General features: G+C 46.4%; 20 protein-coding genes. 10 read left to right on the forward strand and 10 right to left on the reverse strand.

Annotation, left to right across the window (positions count from 1 at the left end; all coding sequences use genetic code 11):
* The 5 genes from E1919_RS00320 to mnhG all read left to right on the forward strand — a co-directional run bounded on the left by E1919_RS00320 (window position 1) and on the right by mnhG (window position 3,376).
* A complete protein-coding gene (locus tag E1919_RS00320) occupies window positions 1-351 on the forward strand; it encodes an NADH-quinone oxidoreductase subunit K (RefSeq protein ID WP_162051361.1) in 351 nt (116 codons plus the stop codon).
* 31 nt (window positions 352-382) lie between these two features.
* Window positions 383-1,927: a proton-conducting transporter transmembrane domain-containing protein gene (locus E1919_RS00325; RefSeq protein ID WP_237143926.1), complete on the forward strand. Its 1,545-nt coding sequence runs from the start codon at window positions 383-385 to the stop codon at window positions 1,925-1,927.
* Between the two features lie 236 nt (window positions 1,928-2,163).
* Window positions 2,164-2,661 carry a Na+/H+ antiporter subunit E gene (locus E1919_RS00330; protein ID WP_162051362.1) on the forward strand — a complete coding sequence of 166 codons (498 nt, stop codon included), beginning with the start codon at window positions 2,164-2,166 and terminating at the stop codon, window positions 2,659-2,661.
* Window positions 2,658-2,927 (forward strand): MrpF/PhaF family protein, encoded by a 270-nt coding sequence (locus E1919_RS00335; protein WP_162051363.1) that lies wholly within the window; start codon window positions 2,658-2,660, stop codon window positions 2,925-2,927. The genes E1919_RS00330 and E1919_RS00335 overlap by 4 nt, the downstream gene beginning before the upstream one ends.
* Before the next feature lie 2 nt (window positions 2,928-2,929).
* A complete protein-coding gene (gene mnhG / locus E1919_RS00340; protein ID WP_162051364.1) occupies window positions 2,930-3,376 on the forward strand; it encodes a monovalent cation/H(+) antiporter subunit G in 447 nt (148 codons plus the stop codon).
* On the opposite strand, the gene E1919_RS00345 is transcribed toward mnhG, so the two are convergent.
* Window positions 3,333-4,178: a metallophosphoesterase gene (locus E1919_RS00345; RefSeq protein ID WP_237143927.1), complete on the reverse strand. Its 846-nt coding sequence runs from the start codon at window positions 4,176-4,178 to the stop codon at window positions 3,333-3,335. The genes mnhG and E1919_RS00345 overlap by 44 nt on opposite strands.
* 322 nt (window positions 4,179-4,500) lie before the next feature.
* Between E1919_RS00345 and E1919_RS00350 the strand changes: the two genes are divergently transcribed.
* A complete protein-coding gene (locus E1919_RS00350) occupies window positions 4,501-6,279 on the forward strand; it encodes a chloride channel protein (protein ID WP_162051365.1) in 1,779 nt (592 codons plus the stop codon).
* A 71-nt stretch (window positions 6,280-6,350) separates the two neighbouring features.
* Here E1919_RS00350 and E1919_RS00355 read toward each other — a convergent pair whose 3' ends face one another.
* Window positions 6,351-7,925 carry a DUF748 domain-containing protein gene (locus E1919_RS00355; protein WP_162051366.1) on the reverse strand — a complete coding sequence of 525 codons (1,575 nt, stop codon included), beginning with the start codon at window positions 7,923-7,925 and terminating at the stop codon, window positions 6,351-6,353.
* A gap of 229 nt (window positions 7,926-8,154) precedes the next feature.
* Here E1919_RS00355 and E1919_RS00360 point away from each other — a divergent pair, with 229 nt between their 5' ends.
* The 4 genes from E1919_RS00360 to E1919_RS00375 are packed head-to-tail and all read left to right on the forward strand — an operon-like array spanning window position 8,155 to window position 10,248.
* Window positions 8,155-8,715, forward strand: coding sequence for a TetR/AcrR family transcriptional regulator (locus tag E1919_RS00360; protein ID WP_162051367.1), 561 nt, complete (start codon window positions 8,155-8,157; stop codon window positions 8,713-8,715).
* Between the two features lie 12 nt (window positions 8,716-8,727).
* Window positions 8,728-9,594, forward strand: a complete 867-nt coding sequence (locus E1919_RS00365) for an alpha/beta fold hydrolase (RefSeq protein ID WP_162051368.1) — start codon at window positions 8,728-8,730, stop codon at window positions 9,592-9,594.
* A gap of 54 nt (window positions 9,595-9,648) precedes the next feature.
* The gene (locus tag E1919_RS00370) at window positions 9,649-9,963 is read left to right on the forward strand and encodes a hypothetical protein (protein ID WP_162051369.1); all 315 of its coding nucleotides are present in this window, start codon (window positions 9,649-9,651) and stop codon (window positions 9,961-9,963) included.
* Window positions 9,964-9,993: 30 nt separating this feature from the next.
* Window positions 9,994-10,248: a hypothetical protein gene (locus tag E1919_RS00375; protein ID WP_162051370.1), complete on the forward strand. Its 255-nt coding sequence runs from the start codon at window positions 9,994-9,996 to the stop codon at window positions 10,246-10,248.
* Between the two features lie 81 nt (window positions 10,249-10,329).
* On the opposite strand, the gene hisIE is transcribed toward E1919_RS00375, so the two are convergent.
* From hisIE to trpB, 8 genes are all read right to left on the reverse strand, one after another.
* Window positions 10,330-10,938 carry a bifunctional phosphoribosyl-AMP cyclohydrolase/phosphoribosyl-ATP diphosphatase HisIE gene (gene hisIE / locus E1919_RS00380; RefSeq protein WP_162051371.1) on the reverse strand — a complete coding sequence of 203 codons (609 nt, stop codon included), beginning with the start codon at window positions 10,936-10,938 and terminating at the stop codon, window positions 10,330-10,332.
* A gap of 91 nt (window positions 10,939-11,029) precedes the next feature.
* The gene (hisF, locus tag E1919_RS00385) at window positions 11,030-11,788 is read right to left on the reverse strand and encodes an imidazole glycerol phosphate synthase subunit HisF (protein WP_162051372.1); all 759 of its coding nucleotides are present in this window, start codon (window positions 11,786-11,788) and stop codon (window positions 11,030-11,032) included.
* Window positions 11,782-12,504, reverse strand: coding sequence for a 1-(5-phosphoribosyl)-5-[(5-phosphoribosylamino)methylideneamino]imidazole-4-carboxamide isomerase (gene hisA / locus E1919_RS00390; RefSeq protein WP_162051373.1), 723 nt, complete (start codon window positions 12,502-12,504; stop codon window positions 11,782-11,784). The genes hisF and hisA overlap by 7 nt, the downstream gene beginning before the upstream one ends.
* Entirely contained in the window at window positions 12,501-13,082 is a 582-nt protein-coding gene (gene hisH / locus E1919_RS00395) for an imidazole glycerol phosphate synthase subunit HisH (RefSeq protein ID WP_162051374.1), read from the reverse strand. Before hisH ends, hisA begins: the two co-directional genes overlap by 4 nt.
* 329 nt (window positions 13,083-13,411) lie before the next feature.
* Entirely contained in the window at window positions 13,412-14,767 is a 1,356-nt protein-coding gene (gene mgtE / locus E1919_RS00400) for a magnesium transporter (protein WP_202915821.1), read from the reverse strand.
* Between the two features lie 290 nt (window positions 14,768-15,057).
* Entirely contained in the window at window positions 15,058-16,068 is a 1,011-nt protein-coding gene (gene aroF / locus E1919_RS00405; RefSeq protein ID WP_162051375.1) for a 3-deoxy-7-phosphoheptulonate synthase, read from the reverse strand.
* Window positions 16,069-16,070: 2 nt separating this feature from the next.
* Window positions 16,071-16,847, reverse strand: coding sequence for a tryptophan synthase subunit alpha (gene trpA / locus E1919_RS00410; protein WP_162051376.1), 777 nt, complete (start codon window positions 16,845-16,847; stop codon window positions 16,071-16,073).
* Window positions 16,840-18,027, reverse strand: coding sequence for a tryptophan synthase subunit beta (gene trpB, locus E1919_RS00415; protein ID WP_162051377.1), 1,188 nt, complete (start codon window positions 18,025-18,027; stop codon window positions 16,840-16,842). The genes trpA and trpB overlap by 8 nt, the downstream gene beginning before the upstream one ends.
* Window positions 18,028-18,121 lie beyond the last annotated feature (94 nt).

Raw genomic sequence — 18,121 nt, forward strand, 5'->3', positions numbered from 1 at the left:
ATGGAACTACTGATGCCCTTTCTTGTAGGTACCTTGTTCTCGGTAAGCCTCTATTTTATCCTGCACCGCCACCTGTTCAAACTTATACTAGGCCTCATCCTCTTCGGCCTGGCAACCAACCTGTTCCTGTTTGTAGTAGGCGGCATCACAACCGGAGAAGTAGCCATTATTCCGCAGGAAAAGGAAACAGCAGAACCCCCTTTTCCTGATCCTGTGCCGCAAGCCCTTCTGCTAACCGCTATCGTGATCGGTTTTGGCTTGCAGGCTTACGCTATTGTCCTTATCCGTAGGGTATACCAGACCTTAAAATCAAACAACCTCGATGATTTGAGCAAAACAGATAAAACCTGAATCTCAACTGCATACAGCTTCAGTGTCTTTGATGCTGCAATCAAAAACGTATCAGCCACGCATGAACCCAAGCCTGCTCCTTACACTTCCCCTACTCCTGCCGCTCTATGGGGCGGTATTATGCCTGCTATTCTGGCAGCGTAATCAGGCACAGGCAGTTATTGCAGCAACAGTTCAACTCGGCTTGTCAATATCGGCAGGCCTGCTTCTGTACGAAGTATCACAGACAGGTATTCTGACGACGCAGATAGGAAAATGGCCTGCACCTTTTGGTATAACGCTTGTCTCCGACCTTTTTAGTGCCCTCATTCTGGTTAGTGCCTCCATTGTAGGTATTGCCGTATTCCTGTTCTCACTACAGGGCCTGGATAGCAAGCGTAAGAAATACGGCTATTACCCACTGCTGTTGTTTTTGCAGATGGGTGTGAGCGGAGTATGCCTGACAGGTGATATATTTAATTTATATGTATGGTTTGAGGTACTGCTGATTTGCTGCTTCGCGCTTTTGGCCCTGGGTGGCACCAAGGCTCAATTAGAAGGTACGCTGAAGTACGTGACCATAAACATTTTTGCATCCGGGATTCTGCTGACAGGTGTCGGAGTAGTTTACTCGCTGTATGGCTCCCTTAACATAGCTGAACTGGCCCTGATTGTGCGTCAGCCAGACCACCCCAACCTGCAACTTCTTACGCTGTGCAGTGTCTTTTTCCTGACGGGGTTTGGTATAAAATCCGCCATTTTCCCGCTATTTTTCTGGCTGCCGGCTTCCTATCATACGCCACCTATCGCTATATCTGCTTTCATTGCAGGCCTCATCTCTAAAATCGGGATTTATACTTTAATCCGGCTCTTTACACTGGTATTTATACCGAAGGCAAATTTTATGCTGCCTATGCTGCTGTTATTGTCCGCTTTAACCATGGTAATAGGTGTGATTGGAGCTGCTGCCCAGAAGGATTTCAGGAAAATTCTCTCTTTCCACATCATCAGCCAGATTGGCTATATGCTGATGGGTTTAGCTATTTATACTCCCCTGGCCTTAGCGGGTAGTATTTATTTTATCATCCACAACATCCTAGTCAAAACAAACCTTTTTTTGGTGAGTGGCGTCGTAGCACAGCAACATCATACCTTCTCATTAAAAAAACTTGGTGGCATTTATCTGAAACAGCCGTTCCTGGCGCTGCTGTTCCTTTTGTCGGCGCTTGCTTTAGCGGGTATTCCCCCACTGTCTGGCTTCTGGGGAAAATTTATGCTGGCAATGGGTGGTTTTAAAGCAGGTAATTACGGTATTGTGGCAACCTCGCTATGCGTTAGTTTGGTAACCCTTTTTTCAATGACGAAAATATGGAATGAAGTATTTTGGAAAGCAAAGCCATTGAAAGTCAGTAAGCCGTCAGGCGCCATACCTGCAAAAAGCCGTTACCCTAAGTTTCTGTATATGCCTGTCATTTTTCTAATGGTCTTTATCCTGCTTATCAGCCTGTATGCGCAGCCTTTTATTAACCTGGCACAGCAAGCAGCCAACCAATTACTGTACACCAATAGTTATATAGAAGCCGTACTTAAAAGATAAGAGCATGTTTAAATTTCGTTTTTGTAGGCGATAACTGACCAAAAAGGGTTCTGGCGAAACGGTTTTAGAACTTCATAGCAGCGCTATGGAGCGAGAAAACTGAAGTCAGGTTCCTTTTGGGGCGGTTTGCAGCGCAAAGGATGAATTTTAGACATGCTCTAAGCAACATATCACCATTCCCAAAGCCTCATATTGTGTGAAAGGTTGAATGGTGGCTGTAACTTAAAGTTAAAATTATGAGGGTGTTTTTTTTACATAGTATGGTAACCTTCGTGGTAGTATTCACTTTTCTTCAGCAGGGTTGGGTAGACATGCCCTATAATGCGGCGACGGCCTCCATCGCTTTTCTGATGTTGTTTATTTTACTCTGGCTGAGCACTTGGTTCTATGACCGTACTTATTTCCGGAAGCTGCCAAAGGCATTGAACTTTGTGTTTTTTTTCCTGAAAGAACTGCTATTGGCCAACCTGAAGATAGCCTTCGATATTTTAACGCCTCACTATTATATGAACCCCACTGTAATTGCATTCCCACTGCGTGTTAAAACCAATTTTGAAATTATGCTGCTGGCTAATATGATAACACTTACTCCCGGAACGCTGAGCATTGATGTAAGTAAAAACCGGAAGTTGCTGTATGTGCATGCCCTGTATGTGAAAGACAACAATGTTGAAAACCTGAAAAAGGAAATTAGAGAGGGCTTTGAACGAAGAATACTGGAACTGACGACATGAGCTTATTTCAAACAACACTCATGATTTCTATGGTTGCACTCAGCTTTTGCCTGCTGCTAACGGCAGTAAGGTTTGCTATTGGCCCAACCTTACCTGACAGAATAACGGCTTTCGACCTTATTGTAGCCGACGTTATCGGTATTATTGCTATTTACACTGAGTTTACTGGAAATGAGGATTATATAGACGTTGCCATTATACTCTCGCTGTTCGGGTTCCTGGGGTCTATATCCTTTGCCTATTATCTTATGAAAATAACAAAATGACTATGCTCGAAAACATTGACTGGAATCTGCTGAAGGAAATAATTAGTTGCGTTTTCATCTTATCGGGCGTAATGTTCATGCTGGTGGCTACGATAGGTTTACTCCGTTTACCTGACTTTTACATCAGAATGTCGGCTATCACCAAAGGAAGCACTCTTGGCCTGGGACTTATTCTCTTTGGGCTCGGCATATACTTTAACCAGCCGAGTATGCTGCTGAAGGTTTTGGCCGTTATCACGTTTACTTTTATTACGGCACCTGTGGCGGCGCATGTTATAGGCCGTACCGCAGTGCAGAATAAAATTCCTTTTTGGAAGCACACAAACCTGAACGAGTTTAAAAAATATTTGCACAGGGAACACCTAGAAGAGATAGTGAACTATGACAAATATGAGGAGAAGGTGCTTAGGAAGAAGAAGGCTGCTGCTCGTGAGGATAATGTTGAATAAAAGGCCTTATAGAATGAGCATAATGCCCGAAAGCCCCTACAGCAGTAAGTTCGTGGTCTGGATAAGTCAAAGCAGAAAGGCTCCCTCCAAATACACAGCCTGTATCAATGTTAATGGTATTGTTGCGCCAGATGGGTTCATGCACGGGTGTATGGCCGTATACCACAATCGCTTTACCGCAATAGGTAGCAGCCCAGTCTAAACGTACAGGCAAGTCGTGCTCATCCTGTGCCCCGGTGGTAGGGCCATACAGGCACAAAGCCCGGACTCCTTTAGAGTTTTGGCCATGCATGCGTTCTTCCAGCCCGGCATGTGCAATCACCAACCGTCCCTGGTCTAAGATGATGTGATGCGGGAGCTTACCTAAAAAGACTTTAACCCGCTCATGAAACGCAGCATCATAGCGATCCATCTGCGCCACAGTTAACTCCAGGCCGTGCCGCACCTGCACATTATGGCCCAGTAGTTTGCGGTATAACTTATTGTCGTGGTTACCACTCACACAGTAGGCTTGCCCTGCGTCAATCATGTCCATTACCAGGCGGAGCACCTCCGGCGAATTGGGTCCGCGGTCTACCAGGTCCCCTACGAATAAGGCTTTGTAATTCCCAGGAGGTTTGATCTCATAGCGCTGCTGCAATTCGTTGAAGTGAACGTGATAATTCAGGCGCTGCAACAGCGCCTGCAATTCCTCAAAGCAGCCGTGCACATCGCCGATTATGTGAAAAGGGCCGTGTTCATCCGGAAGAATGAGAAAATCGTTATCGTGCTCTGCCTGTGTCGTCATTTTTAGTGTGCTCACCTAAAATTCTTAATGACTAGATAGCAATACAACTTATTTATTACAGTAAAAAGAGCCACTAGGTTAGGGAAATGGGACAAATTTTGAGTGCTAAGTGCAAAACATATGCATGGAGGTCCCAATATTATTGCTGCGCAGCCCCACTGATGGCCGCTTAATATCGGTAGGCAGGCCTGTTTATCTCCACAAACCTGCTGTGAACTTAACATTCATTTACCTGGCTATTTTAAAAGAAATTTAAACCTTTAATAAGTTCTTGTTGGCCTTTGTTCTTTCTAATTTTACTCTTCTAAAAATAACTCCTTCAGGAAGAGCACCTGCAATGCCTTATTACAAAAAATATAAAATTCCCCTCCTTTGGCTTCGGCGCCATACCTCAGACCGTGAGTTTATGATTATCTCCAGTGTACTGGTAGGTTTCACAGCCGGAATGGCTGCTGTTGCCCTGAAGTCACTGGTGCATTACATTCATGTGTTACTGGCTTATGGAAACCGTCTGTTAGACCAGCCTTATTGGCTGGTTATTTTCCCAATTATTGGTATTCTGCTCACTGTGTTGCTGGTGCGCACACTTTTTAACGGCACTATCGGGCGAGGAACGGCAAATGTGCTGTTCAATATTTCGCAGAAATCCAGTATGATGGAGCGGCATAAAATGTTTTCGCACGTGCTCACAAGCGGGATTACAGCAGGTTTTGGCGGTTCGGCAGGTCTAGAGTCTCCCATTGTCGTAACAGGCTCGGCCATTGGCTCTAATTATGGCCGGGAATATCACCTGAACTACCGTGACCGCACGCTGCTATTGGCAAGTGGTGCGGCATCTGGCATTGCAGCTGTTTTCAATGCGCCCATTGCAGGAGTTCTTTTTGCCATTGAGGTCCTGCTGACAGACATTAGTATCGCTGCTTTTATCCCGCTTATTATAGCAGCAGTAGTTGGCGCACTCTGTTCAAGAATAATACTGCAGGAAGAGATTCTCTTCAACATTGGGCAAATTGAGTTTTTTGCCGCCAATCATGTGCCTTTCTATGTGCTGCTGGGTATACTGGCTGGTATGATATCAGTTTACTATACCCGCATGGCGCTGCGCGTGGAGGAGCTGTTTGAATTGTATCAAGGCAAACCTTATACCCGTGCCATCATTGGAGGTATGTTACTGGGACTGCTGATTATACTGTTCCCGCCCTTGTTCGGGGAAGGCTACGGCAGCATCACCTTGCTAGAGCAGAACAATGCGGAGAAACTGTTGCAGGACAGCTGGCTTGCCTTTTTCGGTACAAATGAGTGGCTGGTGCTTTGTTTTGTGGGGGCATTGGCGCTGGTAAAAGTGTTTGCCACCACCATTACCATCGCTTCCGGCGGAAACGGGGGTAACTTTGCCCCTTCTATGTTTGTGGGAGCCGCCACGGGGTTTTTCTTCTCACGGCTCGTTAACCTGCTTAACATCAGCAGCCTGCCCGTCAGCAGCTTTTCGATGGTGGGCATGGCTGGTATATTGAGTGGTGTGATGCATGCTCCCCTCACGGCTGTTTTTCTGATTGCGGAAATCACCGGGGGCTACACCCTCATGATACCGTTGATGCTAGTGGCTGCTACGTCTTTTGCCATGGTCAAGTACTTCGAACCGTACTCACTGGACACCAAGAAGCTGGCGCAGAAAGGGCAGCTACTGACGCACAACAAGGACCGCACCATCCTGCACATCATGAAAATACGCCACCTGATAGAGACGGAGTTTCAGCCTGTTTCGCCGGATGCCACCCTGGGCGAGTTGGTACAGGTCATCGCCGATTCCCGCCGCAACTTATTCCCGGTAGTGAATGCGGAGCAGAAGCTGGAAGGCATAATTCTGCTGGAAAATGTGCGCGAAATTATGTTTAAAACAGAAAAATATGAGGTGGTAAAGGTGAAGGAGCTCATGATTAAACCTCCTGCCGTGGTGCAATACAACGATAGCATGGCGGATGTAATGAAGAAGTTTGATGAATCAGGTGCCTGGAACCTGCCCGTGCTGCTGGATGAAAGATATATCGGTTTCGTTTCGAAATCCAGTATTTTCACTAAATACAGAAAACTTCTTATTAAGACCACGAACGTCTGATGACTTGTTCCTCATGTTCTCAAGCATGAAAGCAGCTAAAGTAGGCTTAAAGAAAACCAGTTTCTTTAAGCCTATTTAATAGTGGCAATCGACATAAAGCCATCAATAATGCAGTTTGTCCAGTAGCTGAATATCGACTTCTTCTCGTTATGTGTAACATCAATTTCACCTACACGTGGCTGCTCCCCATCATCACCCGAGTTACTTTCCTTAATAGCTACCCAATTGACCACTTCAGACAATATCTCTTTCCCGAAGGATTGTTCCCCGCCAGTTCCCTTAGATAAAAGTTCTATTTCGAAATTGCTATAAATTAGTTTTAAGGTTCCTGTTGCCTTGTCATTTGTCAATTCAGCATCCATGCTCCCTCGGCTTATTTTTCCGCTCTCAACCCGCACAAAGGCTGTGGGGGCTATCATAGGATTTAAAATTTCAGGATCAAATGCTTCTACCTCCACATGTAATGTATGATAGCCATTCTCGTTCAACAAAGGTAGCCGCGATGTTAAACTTGCAGGTGCTTTACCCATTATCATTCCTGTTATCTGCACTACAGCAGGATTTTCCATCGAAATATGCGCCGGAATATTACTGAAGTTCGAAATGGAAACTTCTATGTCTTCTAAGGAAATGTTTCCCCGCTCCGCCGCCTTCGGCACAATTTCCTCATACCGGGCAAAGCCATTATTCAGTTCAAAAGTATCTAACAGGAACCTAGTTTGCATATTCTGCACTATCTCATGTGGGAGCGGTCTCCTTGTTTCGTTACTAAAGTTTTTCTTGTCTTTGAAAACGTACAACGACGGGTCTTGAATAAGTGCGTGCTTTACTATGAAATCTCCTTTGCGAGAATGTGCCGGGTAATCAACTCCATTAAGTGCAAAGAGGGGAATTTCTAAGTTTGTGTGTGATGTTGCTTCTCCTTTAGTTTGAGCTAGTGTAAAAGGATCTGTAGTTGGCTTAAAAACTACCTGCTTAGCCTGCAGTGTCCTCTTTTCAGTGTTCAAACTCACTGAATCGGCTGTTAACTTGTAAAGGCCATCAGAAGTAAAATAAGCTGCCTGTTCAGCATTGAAAACAATGCGCGCAGCATAATAGGCCTTGTCCTGCGCGTGGAATGACTGACTATCCAGCTTTATATCATCCACGGTGAGGTTAAACTGCTGTACAGAAAATATAGTTGATGCTGTATCTGTATCATCCCGAAAGCTGACTTTCCCGCTGTCAAGGTCTACTTGTCCTATCTGTAGTCCTTTTATTCTATTAGGCACCGATGCATGCAGCGGCTTGCCCTGCGTGGTTGTGTCCTTCCGCATCATCGTCACAAGCATTTCAGGATTTTCAATTAATAGTTCATCCAGTTGCGGGTCCCTGCCAAGCAGCACTGCCAGGTAGTTAAGACCGTTCAACGATATGTCACTGGACTGAAGATCCAGCAGCGTTGGCGATGCATTCTTATTCTGGCTGTTCAGTTGCTGCCAGCGCTCATAATCAGGTACCAGGGAAAGGCTGTCTAATGACAGGTTACCAATAAAGGGTGAAAGCTGCAGCCCGTGAAGCTGAAGTTCATAAACACCGTCAGACTGCTCCGCCACCATTCGCTCCAGCTTGTTTTCCAACCAAATCGTTAGAAAGAATAAACCCATAAAAAGGAATAAAGCTATTCCAAAAATCCATGCCCCTGTTTTCAGCCAGCTTTTGCTCTTGTTATTTTCGTCGCTTTTATATCTCACAAATAACTATTTTAAATTTCTGTTCTATCTACGGGTTAACGCAAATACATTTTAATTTTTCAGCAATTTATTTAGGAATGTTAAAAATTGTGATACAGAATAAGAAGTATTATATTTATTGAACAAACGTTCATTCATTGAAATGAAGAAGACAGAAGAGAAGCGGGAAAAAAGCAAAAAACTGTTGGTGGAGACAGCACTCAACCTCTTTTCAGAAAAAGGATACGAGGCAACTTCCATCCGCCAAATAGCTTCAGAGGCTGGTGTGTCTTTAGGGCTGATGTACAATTACTTTAGAAGTAAAGAAGAACTGCTGCATGAGATATTCCGCCTTGGCAAGGAAGACATTCAGCATTCTTTTGCAAAATCAGGTAAGCCAGAAGGCACATCAGCATTGAAGCAACATATCTTACAAACTGTCCAACTACTGAAAGAAAAGAGACATTTCTGGCGCCTGTTGCACAGTCTTCGGTTTCAGCGCAACATTATGGCGACTGTTGCGGTGGAGGTACAGGAACAGATTGTATATGTAGAGGCGCAGCTAAAAGATAACCTCAAAGAGGCTGGTGCTCCTGCCCCGGACCTGGAAGCAAAGCTTTTTTTCGCCTCCATCGATGGCATGGCCTTGCATTACCTGCTGAACGAGAACTATCCTCTTGACGAAGTAGCGAGCCTGCTGATTCAGAAATATACAACCTACTAAACAGATAAAACTATGAAATCCCCAAAATGGCTTGATCGTATTTTATACCCGTTCCAGCACCATACCTTACAACTGGAGGCAGGGCAAATGCATTATTTGGATGAAGGCAGTGGCGAGACTATTGTATTTGTGCACGGTACGCCCACTTGGTCTTTTGTGTGGCGGCAGCAAATAAAAGCCCTTAGCCGTAACTACCGCTGCATTGCCCCGGACCACCTTGGCTTCGGACTTTCTGATAAACCTAGTGATGGCTTTCTTTATACTCCTGAAGCACATGCAGAAAACTTGGAAGCGCTGATAGAGCACCTACAACTCCGGAATATCACTTTGGTAGTGCACGATTTTGGTGGTCCCATCGGTCTGCGTTATGCGCTGCGCCACCCCGAAAACGTGAAAAACCTGATTATCATGAATTCCTGGATGTGGAACTTGGAAGAAGAAAAGCAGCTAAATAAAATAAGCAAATTTATGAGCGGAAGCATCGGCAGGTTCTTATACCTGCAAGGCGGGTTTTCTGTGCGGATGTTACTTCCCAGAGGTTATCATCAGCGCAAGCATCTTACTAAAGATATTCGTAATCACTATCAGAAGCCGCTTTCCGCCATTTCAGACAGATTAGGAACCTGGAACTTTGCAAAGGCCTTACATGAGGCTAACCCTTATTTTGAAGCACTTTGGAAACAGCGGGAGAAGCTGAAAGGAATAAATAAGCTCATACTTTGGGGGGAGAAAGACGCGCTGCTACCTCTACATTTCCTGGACAGATGGAAAGAGGGTTTTCCCGAAGCTAAAGTAGTGAGATTGAAAGCGGGTCATTTTCTGCAGGAGGAAAGCGGTGGTGAGGTAGCAGATGAAATAAAAAAGGTATTAGCTATATAAAATATTGGCATGAAAATGGATGTTGCGATTTAAACTAATATTTCAATTTTCAACATGAAAAAGCTATTCCCATGTTCTCTGCTGCTGCTGCTATTCTGCTTCCTGTTTACTTCTTGTGACGAGAGGAATGACAATGTGCTGCCTGTAGCTGAACTTTCCGTGGAGAGAACTTTTACCAGTACGGCTACAACTGAAGTTAACGCAGCCTCATATACAGAAGAAACAGTAACAGGAGATTTCATAAACAATGACGGTGAACTCGTCGTTATTGTTTCAGCTTCTGCTGAAGGCGGCAGAGACCATGTTTTCTTCACTGTTCTGGCAGAAAATCTGAAGCATAACAATATTGGCAGGTACACCTTAAAGTAACAACCAGATAGTAGCGTAGGAGACATACAGATGTATTATGGCTACCATATTTCCTCTACATCCTCCCCCACCAGTCGGGGCTTTGGAAGTAACAATAGAGACATTGAAGGAGAATTCGTGATTACCGGGTATGACGCAAAGTACAAAGTGGTGAGCGGCTACTTTGAAGTAAAAACAGATGATATTGACGACCTGACCACCTATTACGCAAATCCTGCAGACGCTCCGAGAGTAGATGTAAGCATTACGGGTGAGTTTAAAAATGTAAAACTTAAGGAGGTTTAGTCCATAACTTATTAAATGCAAAAATGCAGCGGCAGAAATAAATAACTCCTGCCGCTGCATTTTTATATGATTCTGAGATTTCTATTTTTTATGCCGCTCCTGCAGCACCTCCACCACATCTTTTAGCTCCAGCCCGGTTGCTGAAAGAAGCACCAGCAGGTGGTACAGTAAGTCAGCTGCTTCACCTTTCATGGTGTCTAACTCGCCTGCCACGGCATCAATCACCGTTTCAACAGCTTCCTCCCCCACTTTCTGGGCAATTTTATTCACACCTTTTTCAAACAGGAAATTAGTGTATGAACCTTCTACCGGGTTAGCTTTTCGTTGCTGTATAACTTCTTCAAGGTCAGCGATGAAACGAATAGCAGTAGCCCTGTTAGAGGCAGCCTCCTCACCAAAACAACTGGTAGAGCCGGTATGGCAGGTTGGACCTGTTGGGTTAACCTTTATCAGAAGCGAGTCTGCATCACAGTCGCGTATAATGCTCTTTACCTGCAGTGTGTTGCCGGAAGTCTCTCCTTTTGTCCAGAGCCGGTTTTTTGAGCGCGAAAAAAAGGTAACCAGTCCCTCCTGCCGGGTTTTGTCCAGCGCCTCCTGGTTCATATAGCCTAGCATCAGCACCTGGCCCGTCAGTTCGTCCTGTATAACGGCTGGTACAAGTCCGCCTGTTTTATCAAAATCTAATTCCACCTATTTTGAGTTAAAAAGTTAGAGAGTTAGAGAGTTAGTAAGTGTAGCTTAAGGACTATACTTGCTAATTCAATCACATATTCAAAATTGACTATAGCCGTACATCCACGCCTTGCTCCTTCAGATACTTTTTCAGGTCAGGCACCTCCAATTCTCGGAAGTGGAAGAGGCTGGCAGCCAGTGCCGCGTCAGCATGTGCCTGATGAAATACGTCAGCAAAATGCTGCTTACTGCCTGCACCGCCCGAGGCAACCACAGGAACCGAAACGGCTTTGGCTACAGCTCCTGTAATATCCAGGGCGAAGCCTGCTTTGGTGCCGTCGTTGTTCATGCTGGTGAGCAGGATTTCGCCTGCCCCTAAATCTGTCACTTTTCGCGCCCAGTCTACGGTGGCATGCTCTGTTTCTACGGTACCGGCACGTGCATAGACTTTCCACCCTGTAGCGTCGGTATGCTTGGTGTCTACGGCCACGGTCACACACTGGCTGCCGAAGCGTTTAGCCAAATCCTCCACTAAAGCTGGATTCTGAATAGCGGCTGAGTTGATAGAAACTTTATCCGCTCCTGCCTGTAACAGCACCTCCACATCAGCCACAGCACTTATACCGCCACCTACTGTAAAAGGTATATCGATGTGGCGGGCAATGTCGCGTACGAGTTCGGCAAAGGTCTTTCGTTCTTCGTTTGTGGCTGTGATATCTAAGAAAACAAGTTCGTCAGCACCTTGTTCGGCATACCACTTAGCCAGTTCCACCGGGTCTCCTGCATCGCGGATGTTCTCGAAGCGCACGCCCTTTACAGTACGTCCGTTCTTAATATCGAGGCAGGGTATGATGCGTTTTGTTAGCATATAAATCGCTCTAAGTCTTTTAACTGAATAGTACCTTCATAAATTGCTTTGCCAATGATGGCACCTTCCATACCTATTTTCTGCAGCACTTCCAGGTCTTCTATTGTCGTGACGCCACCGCTTGCTATCAAACCTGCTTTCGGAAGCGTCGCCTTCAGTTCGCGGTAGGTATCGGTAGAAGGGCCCTGCAGTTTACCGTCCTTGCTTACATCGGTACAAATGAACAGATTTGCTCCAGTCTCTATATAATCTGAAATAAATTTCTGCAGCGCATAATCGCTTTCTTCTGTCCAGGCGCTGATAGCGATGTGCTGGCCTTTAAAATCAGCACCTATGATGATTTTGTCTGGGCCATACTGCTGAAGCCATCCTTTCACCGTTTCCGGCTCCCGCACCGCAATGCTTCCGGCCGTAATCTGAGAGGCTCCTGCATCAAAAGCCTGTTGCACTGCCTCTGCCGACTGTAGACCACCGCCAAAGTCAATGGTTAACCCGGTATTGGCTGCTATGTTCTCCAGAACAGCCAGGTTCACTGGCTTTCTGGCCCTCGCACCATCTAAATCTACTAGGTGCAAACGCTTAACACCGTGCGCCTCGAAGCGTTTGGCTACTTCCAAGGGGTTGCTGTCATAGGTTGTCTGCTGGGCAAAATCTCCTTCAGTCAGGCGAACGCACTGGCCGCCAATCAAATCGATAGCTGGTATAATCTCCATCATAAGGCTAAAAAGTTCTTAATGATTTGTGAGCCGGCAGGCCCGCTTTTCTCCGGGTGAAATTGGGCGGCATAAAAGTTTTTATACTGCAAAGCAGCGGAAAAAGGCTCCGGATAAACGGACTGGGCGATGGTATAGTCGCTGTTTGGCACATAATAACTATGCACATAATAAACGTACTCCTGCTCCTTTATACCTTCAAACAGTGGCGATTGCAGGTTCTCCAACTGGTTCCAACCCATGTGCGGGACTTTCAAATTGGTCTGGAAACGCTTTACCTGCAACGGAATGATGCCCAGTAAATCAGTGTCACCCTCCTCGGAGTGCTTGCACAGCAGTTGCATGCCCAGGCAAACGCCAAAGAACGGCTGCTCCAGTGTGGGCAAAAGCTTGTCGAGGTTGCGGGCTTTAAGCTGTGCCATGGCCGACGAAGCCTCTCCCACTCCCGGGAAAATAACCTTGTCAGCAGACTTGATGGTTTCAAAGTCGGCACTCAGCTTGGCCTGTATACCCAGCCGCTCCAGTGCAAACAGCACCGACTGTACATTACCGGCTTTATAATCAACTATAACTAAGTTCATCTATGTAGACGTGATATATTAGATGTTAGACTGATGGCATTTCAACACAGGCAACCGTTTTCTGACTCAATCATGAGACACATACTAAGCCAAAGCATTAATCCTGTTCATCTCATTAATCCTAAAATCCTGATTCAGATAAACAAAAAAGCCTGACCCATTTCGGAGTCAGGCTTTGGATATCATGTTTATGTTTTAGCGAATCCAAAGGCAGACGGCTCCGAAACGAGTGCTTCGTGCGTGGTGGTGATGAATATGTGCTCTGATGCCTGCCATTGCTACAAAGATAGAACTTGCCGTGTATAATGTATAGCTAATGCTTAAAAATTTTATAGCAAAGTGCCTGTCAGTATGGCTGCGGCAATGGAAAAATAGATGACCAGACCTGTCACATCCACGAGCGTCGCTACAAAAGGTGCCGATGAAGTGGCAGGGTCCAGGCGTAACAAACGAAGCAAAAATGGTATCATGGAGCCTGAAAGTGTACCCCACAGCACTATACCAATTAGCGAGAGTCCAACTGTCATACCTATTAAATGAGCATACTCGCCATAGTCATAAAAGCCCGCCTGCTGCCACAGCACAATCCTGATATACCCGACAGCGCCCAGAATCAAACCTAATAACAAACCAGAAAATATCTCCTTCCGCATCACGTACCACCAATCCTTTATACCCAGCTCCTTAATGGCCATAGCCCGCACAATCAATGTGGCTGCCTGAGACCCGGAGTTACCACCACTGGAGATTATCAGTGGAATAAAGAGCGCAAGAACCACCGCCTGCTCAATTTCGCCTTCAAAGAAACCCATGGCAGAGGCTGTCAGCATCTCTCCCAAAAACAGAATCAGCAAAACGCTTGCCCGCTTACGCACCAGCGTCAGCAAAGGCGTTTCTGTATAAGATAGCTCCAGCGCCTCCAGACCACCGAACTTCTGAATGTCTTCCGTATCCCGACGTTCAATTTCATCAAAAATGTCGTCGAACGTTACAATGCCTACCAGCACGCCGCTTTCTGATACGACCGGCATTACGGCCCTGTCATACTTATCAAACTGCTCAATGGCTTCTTCCCGGGTCATGGTGGTGGTGAGGCTCACAAACTGGTAGTCCATTAATGACTCAATTGTCTGCTCTTCATCGGCCATCAGCAGTTTTCCTATTCGGATATCGTCGATGAGCCTGTTTTCCTTGTCTATAACATACAGGTGGTTCAGTGTCTCCGCTTTTTTGCCATAGCGTTTGATGTTGTTCATGGCTTGCCTGATGGTCCACCCTTTTTTGGCCTGTATATAATAAGGCGTCATGATGCGGGCAATACTCTTTTCCGGGTATCCCAACAGGTTCAGGGCAATGCTTTTCTCCTCATCCGACAGCAGGTTAATAGACTCTTTTATGAGCAAGTCCGGGAAGTTCTCGAAAATTTCTGTCCGGTCGTCCGGAGCCATGTTCTCCAGCATATCAGCCGTATCGCGGGAGCCAATCTCTTTGAGTATATCTTCCTGTATGTTGTGGTTGAAGTATGTAAAAACTTCTGCTTTAAGCGTACCTGGCAGCAGCAAAAATGCCAGAACCCTTTCTTTAGCACTTAACTTCGTAATAACTTCCGCAATGTCATTGGGGTGCTTGTGACGGAGGTCTTCAAAATTTATATCCGTACGAAAGGTATCGAGTGGTTTAACCATTGCATTTTAATATAGTTATTCTTTGAGGCTTTACTGCTCAAAGACAAAACGGTTGCTCCATATGCTTTTCATGATGCGCAAAGACATAGAACAGCCAAAGACTATTTACGTATTCACATATAACGCAAAATGGCCGTTGCTACGTTATCCTACCAACATTCGTTAGTGAGGTTCTATAACAACGGCCCTTTCTTACAATTGACTTAGATACCCAATAAGCCAACATGTTATGTAGCACAGAATTACCTGCTACTACAGTTGCGCTCCAAGAACTGCATCTGTATCCTTGTCTAAAAACTTTCCCTTAACTGGTATGTCTGCCGCATCCGCTTCACCAGGCGCTCCGACTCCTGGAAGTTCAGTGTTTGCTGGCCATCCGAAAAGGCCTCCTCCGGCTTTTGGTGCGTCTCGTAGATAATGCCATCTGCACCAGCCATCACCGCTGCCAGCGACATTTCCTCTACGTAGGCGCGCAATCCAATACCGTGTGACGGGTCTACAATTACAGGAAGGTGCGTTTTTGCTTTTAGTACCGGCACTGCATTCAGGTCCAACACGTTGCGGTATGCATTCTCGTAAGAACGGATGCCGCGCTCGCAGAGCATGATTTTCTCATTGCCGTTAGAGAAAATGTATTCCGCTGCCTGCAACAGTTCTTCTAAAGTGCCCGATATACCGCGTTTCAGCAGCACCGGCTTTTGCGCCTCTCCCAGCGAGTCGAGCAGGTTGAAGTTCTGGCTGTTGCGTGCACCCACTTGGAACACATCCACATAATCCACCATCTCCTCTATCTGAGACACCTGCATCACCTCCGTAATGATTTTGATGCCATTCTCACGGCAAATGCGGTAAAACATCTGCAGACCTTCCAAGCCCAAGCCCCTGAAAGCATAAGGAGAGCTGCGTGGTTTGAACACACCGCCCCGCATGATTTTCACATCATTCGCTACCAGGTGATCTACCACCAACTGTATTTGCTGCTCACTTTCAATAGAGCAAGGACCTGCCATAATGCTGAAGCTGCCTTCGCCAATGACCACGCCATCGCCTATGTCAATCCGGGTGGGTTCAACTCTCCATTTGCGAGAGATAAGTTTGTACTCGTCAGACACACGATGTATATCAGCCACACCCTTCAGCTGCCCGATTGTCCGGATATCAAAATCTCTCTTACCGATACCTACTATGTAGTGGCCGCCCTGAGTTTGAACCTCATTCCCTTTGAAACCTACTTTCTTTATTTCCTGCAGGATATTCTCTTTTACATCAGAGGATATACCTTGCTGTAATTGTATAATCATGCTTAATTTCTAATGCGTTGGATAAATGATTGGATATTTTCCTGAAGTGTTCCCTCCTGTGCCAGCGCCTTTATAAACGCACTGCCGATAATAGCGCCTTTGGCATGCTGGCAGGCCTGCGAAAACGTATTGTTGTCGTGGATGCCGAAACCAATAAGGCTGGGATTACGCAGCTCCATCTGCCGCACACGCTGGAAATAATCGGTGTTGGCCACGGCTTTGCCTGTTGTGCTCCCCGTAGTGGAAGCAGAGGAAACCATATACACAAAGCCGTTGGTGTGGCTGTCGATTTCCCGGATGCGCTTTTCCGGTGTCTGTGGGGTTACAAGGAATATCTTGCACAGGTTATGCTGCTCAAACACCTGCTTATACTCCCGCACATAATCTGAAAGCGGTAAATCAGGCAGAATGATGCCGTCGATGCCAATCTCCTGTGCCTTCTGGCAAAAGCGCTCCACCCCATACTGCATCACCGGGTTCAAATAGCCCATGAGCACCAGCGGAATCTGTGTTTGCTGCCGGATGTTTTTTAACTGCTCAAATAACTTCGGAATTGTCATGCCGTTGCGAAGTGCTATATCACTGCTCTGCTGTATGGTTGGCCCATCAGCCAGGGGGTCAGAGAAAGGCATGCCTACTTCTATTAGGTCTACACCATTCTTCTCAAGCTCCAGGATAATCGGAACCGTGTCTTCCAGGTTCGGGTAGCCTGCTGTAAAGTATACCGAAAGCAGGCCCTGTGGCTTCTGCTCGAAGAGCGTTTTGATTCTGTTATCCATTTAGTTGGAATCTATCTAAGTACGTTGACAAATCTTTATCACCACGGCCAGACAGGTTCACCACCACCACGTCATCCGGCTTGGCCCCTATTCTGCTTAACGCAGCAAGCGCATGGGCACTTTCCAGCGCCGGGATAATGCCTTCCAGCCTCGTTAGCTCCAGTACTGCCTGCAGTGCCTCTTCATCGGTTATATTTTCAAAAATAGCGCGCTTTGATTCAAACAGGTGCGCGTGCATCGGGCCTACGCCTGGGTAATCCAGTCCGGCAGAGATAGAATAAGGCTCTGTTACCTGTCCGTCTTCTGTCTGCATGAGCAAAGTGCGGCTTCCGTGTATGACTCCTTCTTTACCCAACACAGAAGTAGCCGCTGATTCACCAGACTCTACGCCCATACCTGCTGCTTCCACAGCCACCAGTTTTACTTCCGGCGTATCGAGGTAGTGATAGAAAGCACCGGCTGCATTGCTACCTCCGCCCACACAGGCCACTACATAATTAGGATTCTCGCTGCCAGTTTTCTCCTTCAACTGCCACTTCATCTCTTCTGATATAATTGCCTGGAAGCGAGCTACCATATCAGGGTACGGGTGCGGACCAACGACAGAGCCAATGATATAATAAGTATCTTCCGGGTTGTTGATCCAGTCGCGGATGGCTTCGTTGGTAGCGTCTTTGAGGGTGCGGCTGCCGCTAGTGGCCGGCACCACGGTGGCACCCAGCATTTTCATGCGCGCTACATTAGGCGCCTGACGCAGAATGTCCACCTCGCCCATATACACGATACACTCCAGGTTCATCAGGGCACATACCGTTGCTGTGGCCACACCATGCTGACCAGCGCCAGTTTCGGCAATAATGCGCTTCTTACCCAGGCGCTGCGCCATCAGCACCTGCCCTACCGTATTATTGATTTTGTGGGCCCCCGTGTGGTTCAGGTCTTCCCGTTTCAGGTAAATCTGCGTGTTGTATTTTTCTGAAAGACGCTTTGCAAAGTACAGCGGCGTCGGGCGGCCTACATAATCCTTTAGCAATGCCTGTAGTTCCTCCTGAAAGTCAGGAGACTGCATTATCTTCAGGTAGTTTTCCCGCAGCTCTTCCACATTAGGGTGTAGCATTTCAGGGATATAGGCTCCACCGAACTTGCCGTAAAAGCCGTTTTCGTCAACTGAGTATTTCATGTTTTAGTCTCTATCTCTAATTGTCATTTCGACCAAAGGGTGAAATCTGATATAGGTTGTGAGTAACTAACTCAGATCTCTCCTATCGTCGAGA

Origin of the sequence: Pontibacter pamirensis, assembly GCF_010015475.1 — a bacterium.
GTDB lineage: Bacteria > Bacteroidota > Bacteroidia > Cytophagales > Hymenobacteraceae > Pontibacter > Pontibacter pamirensis.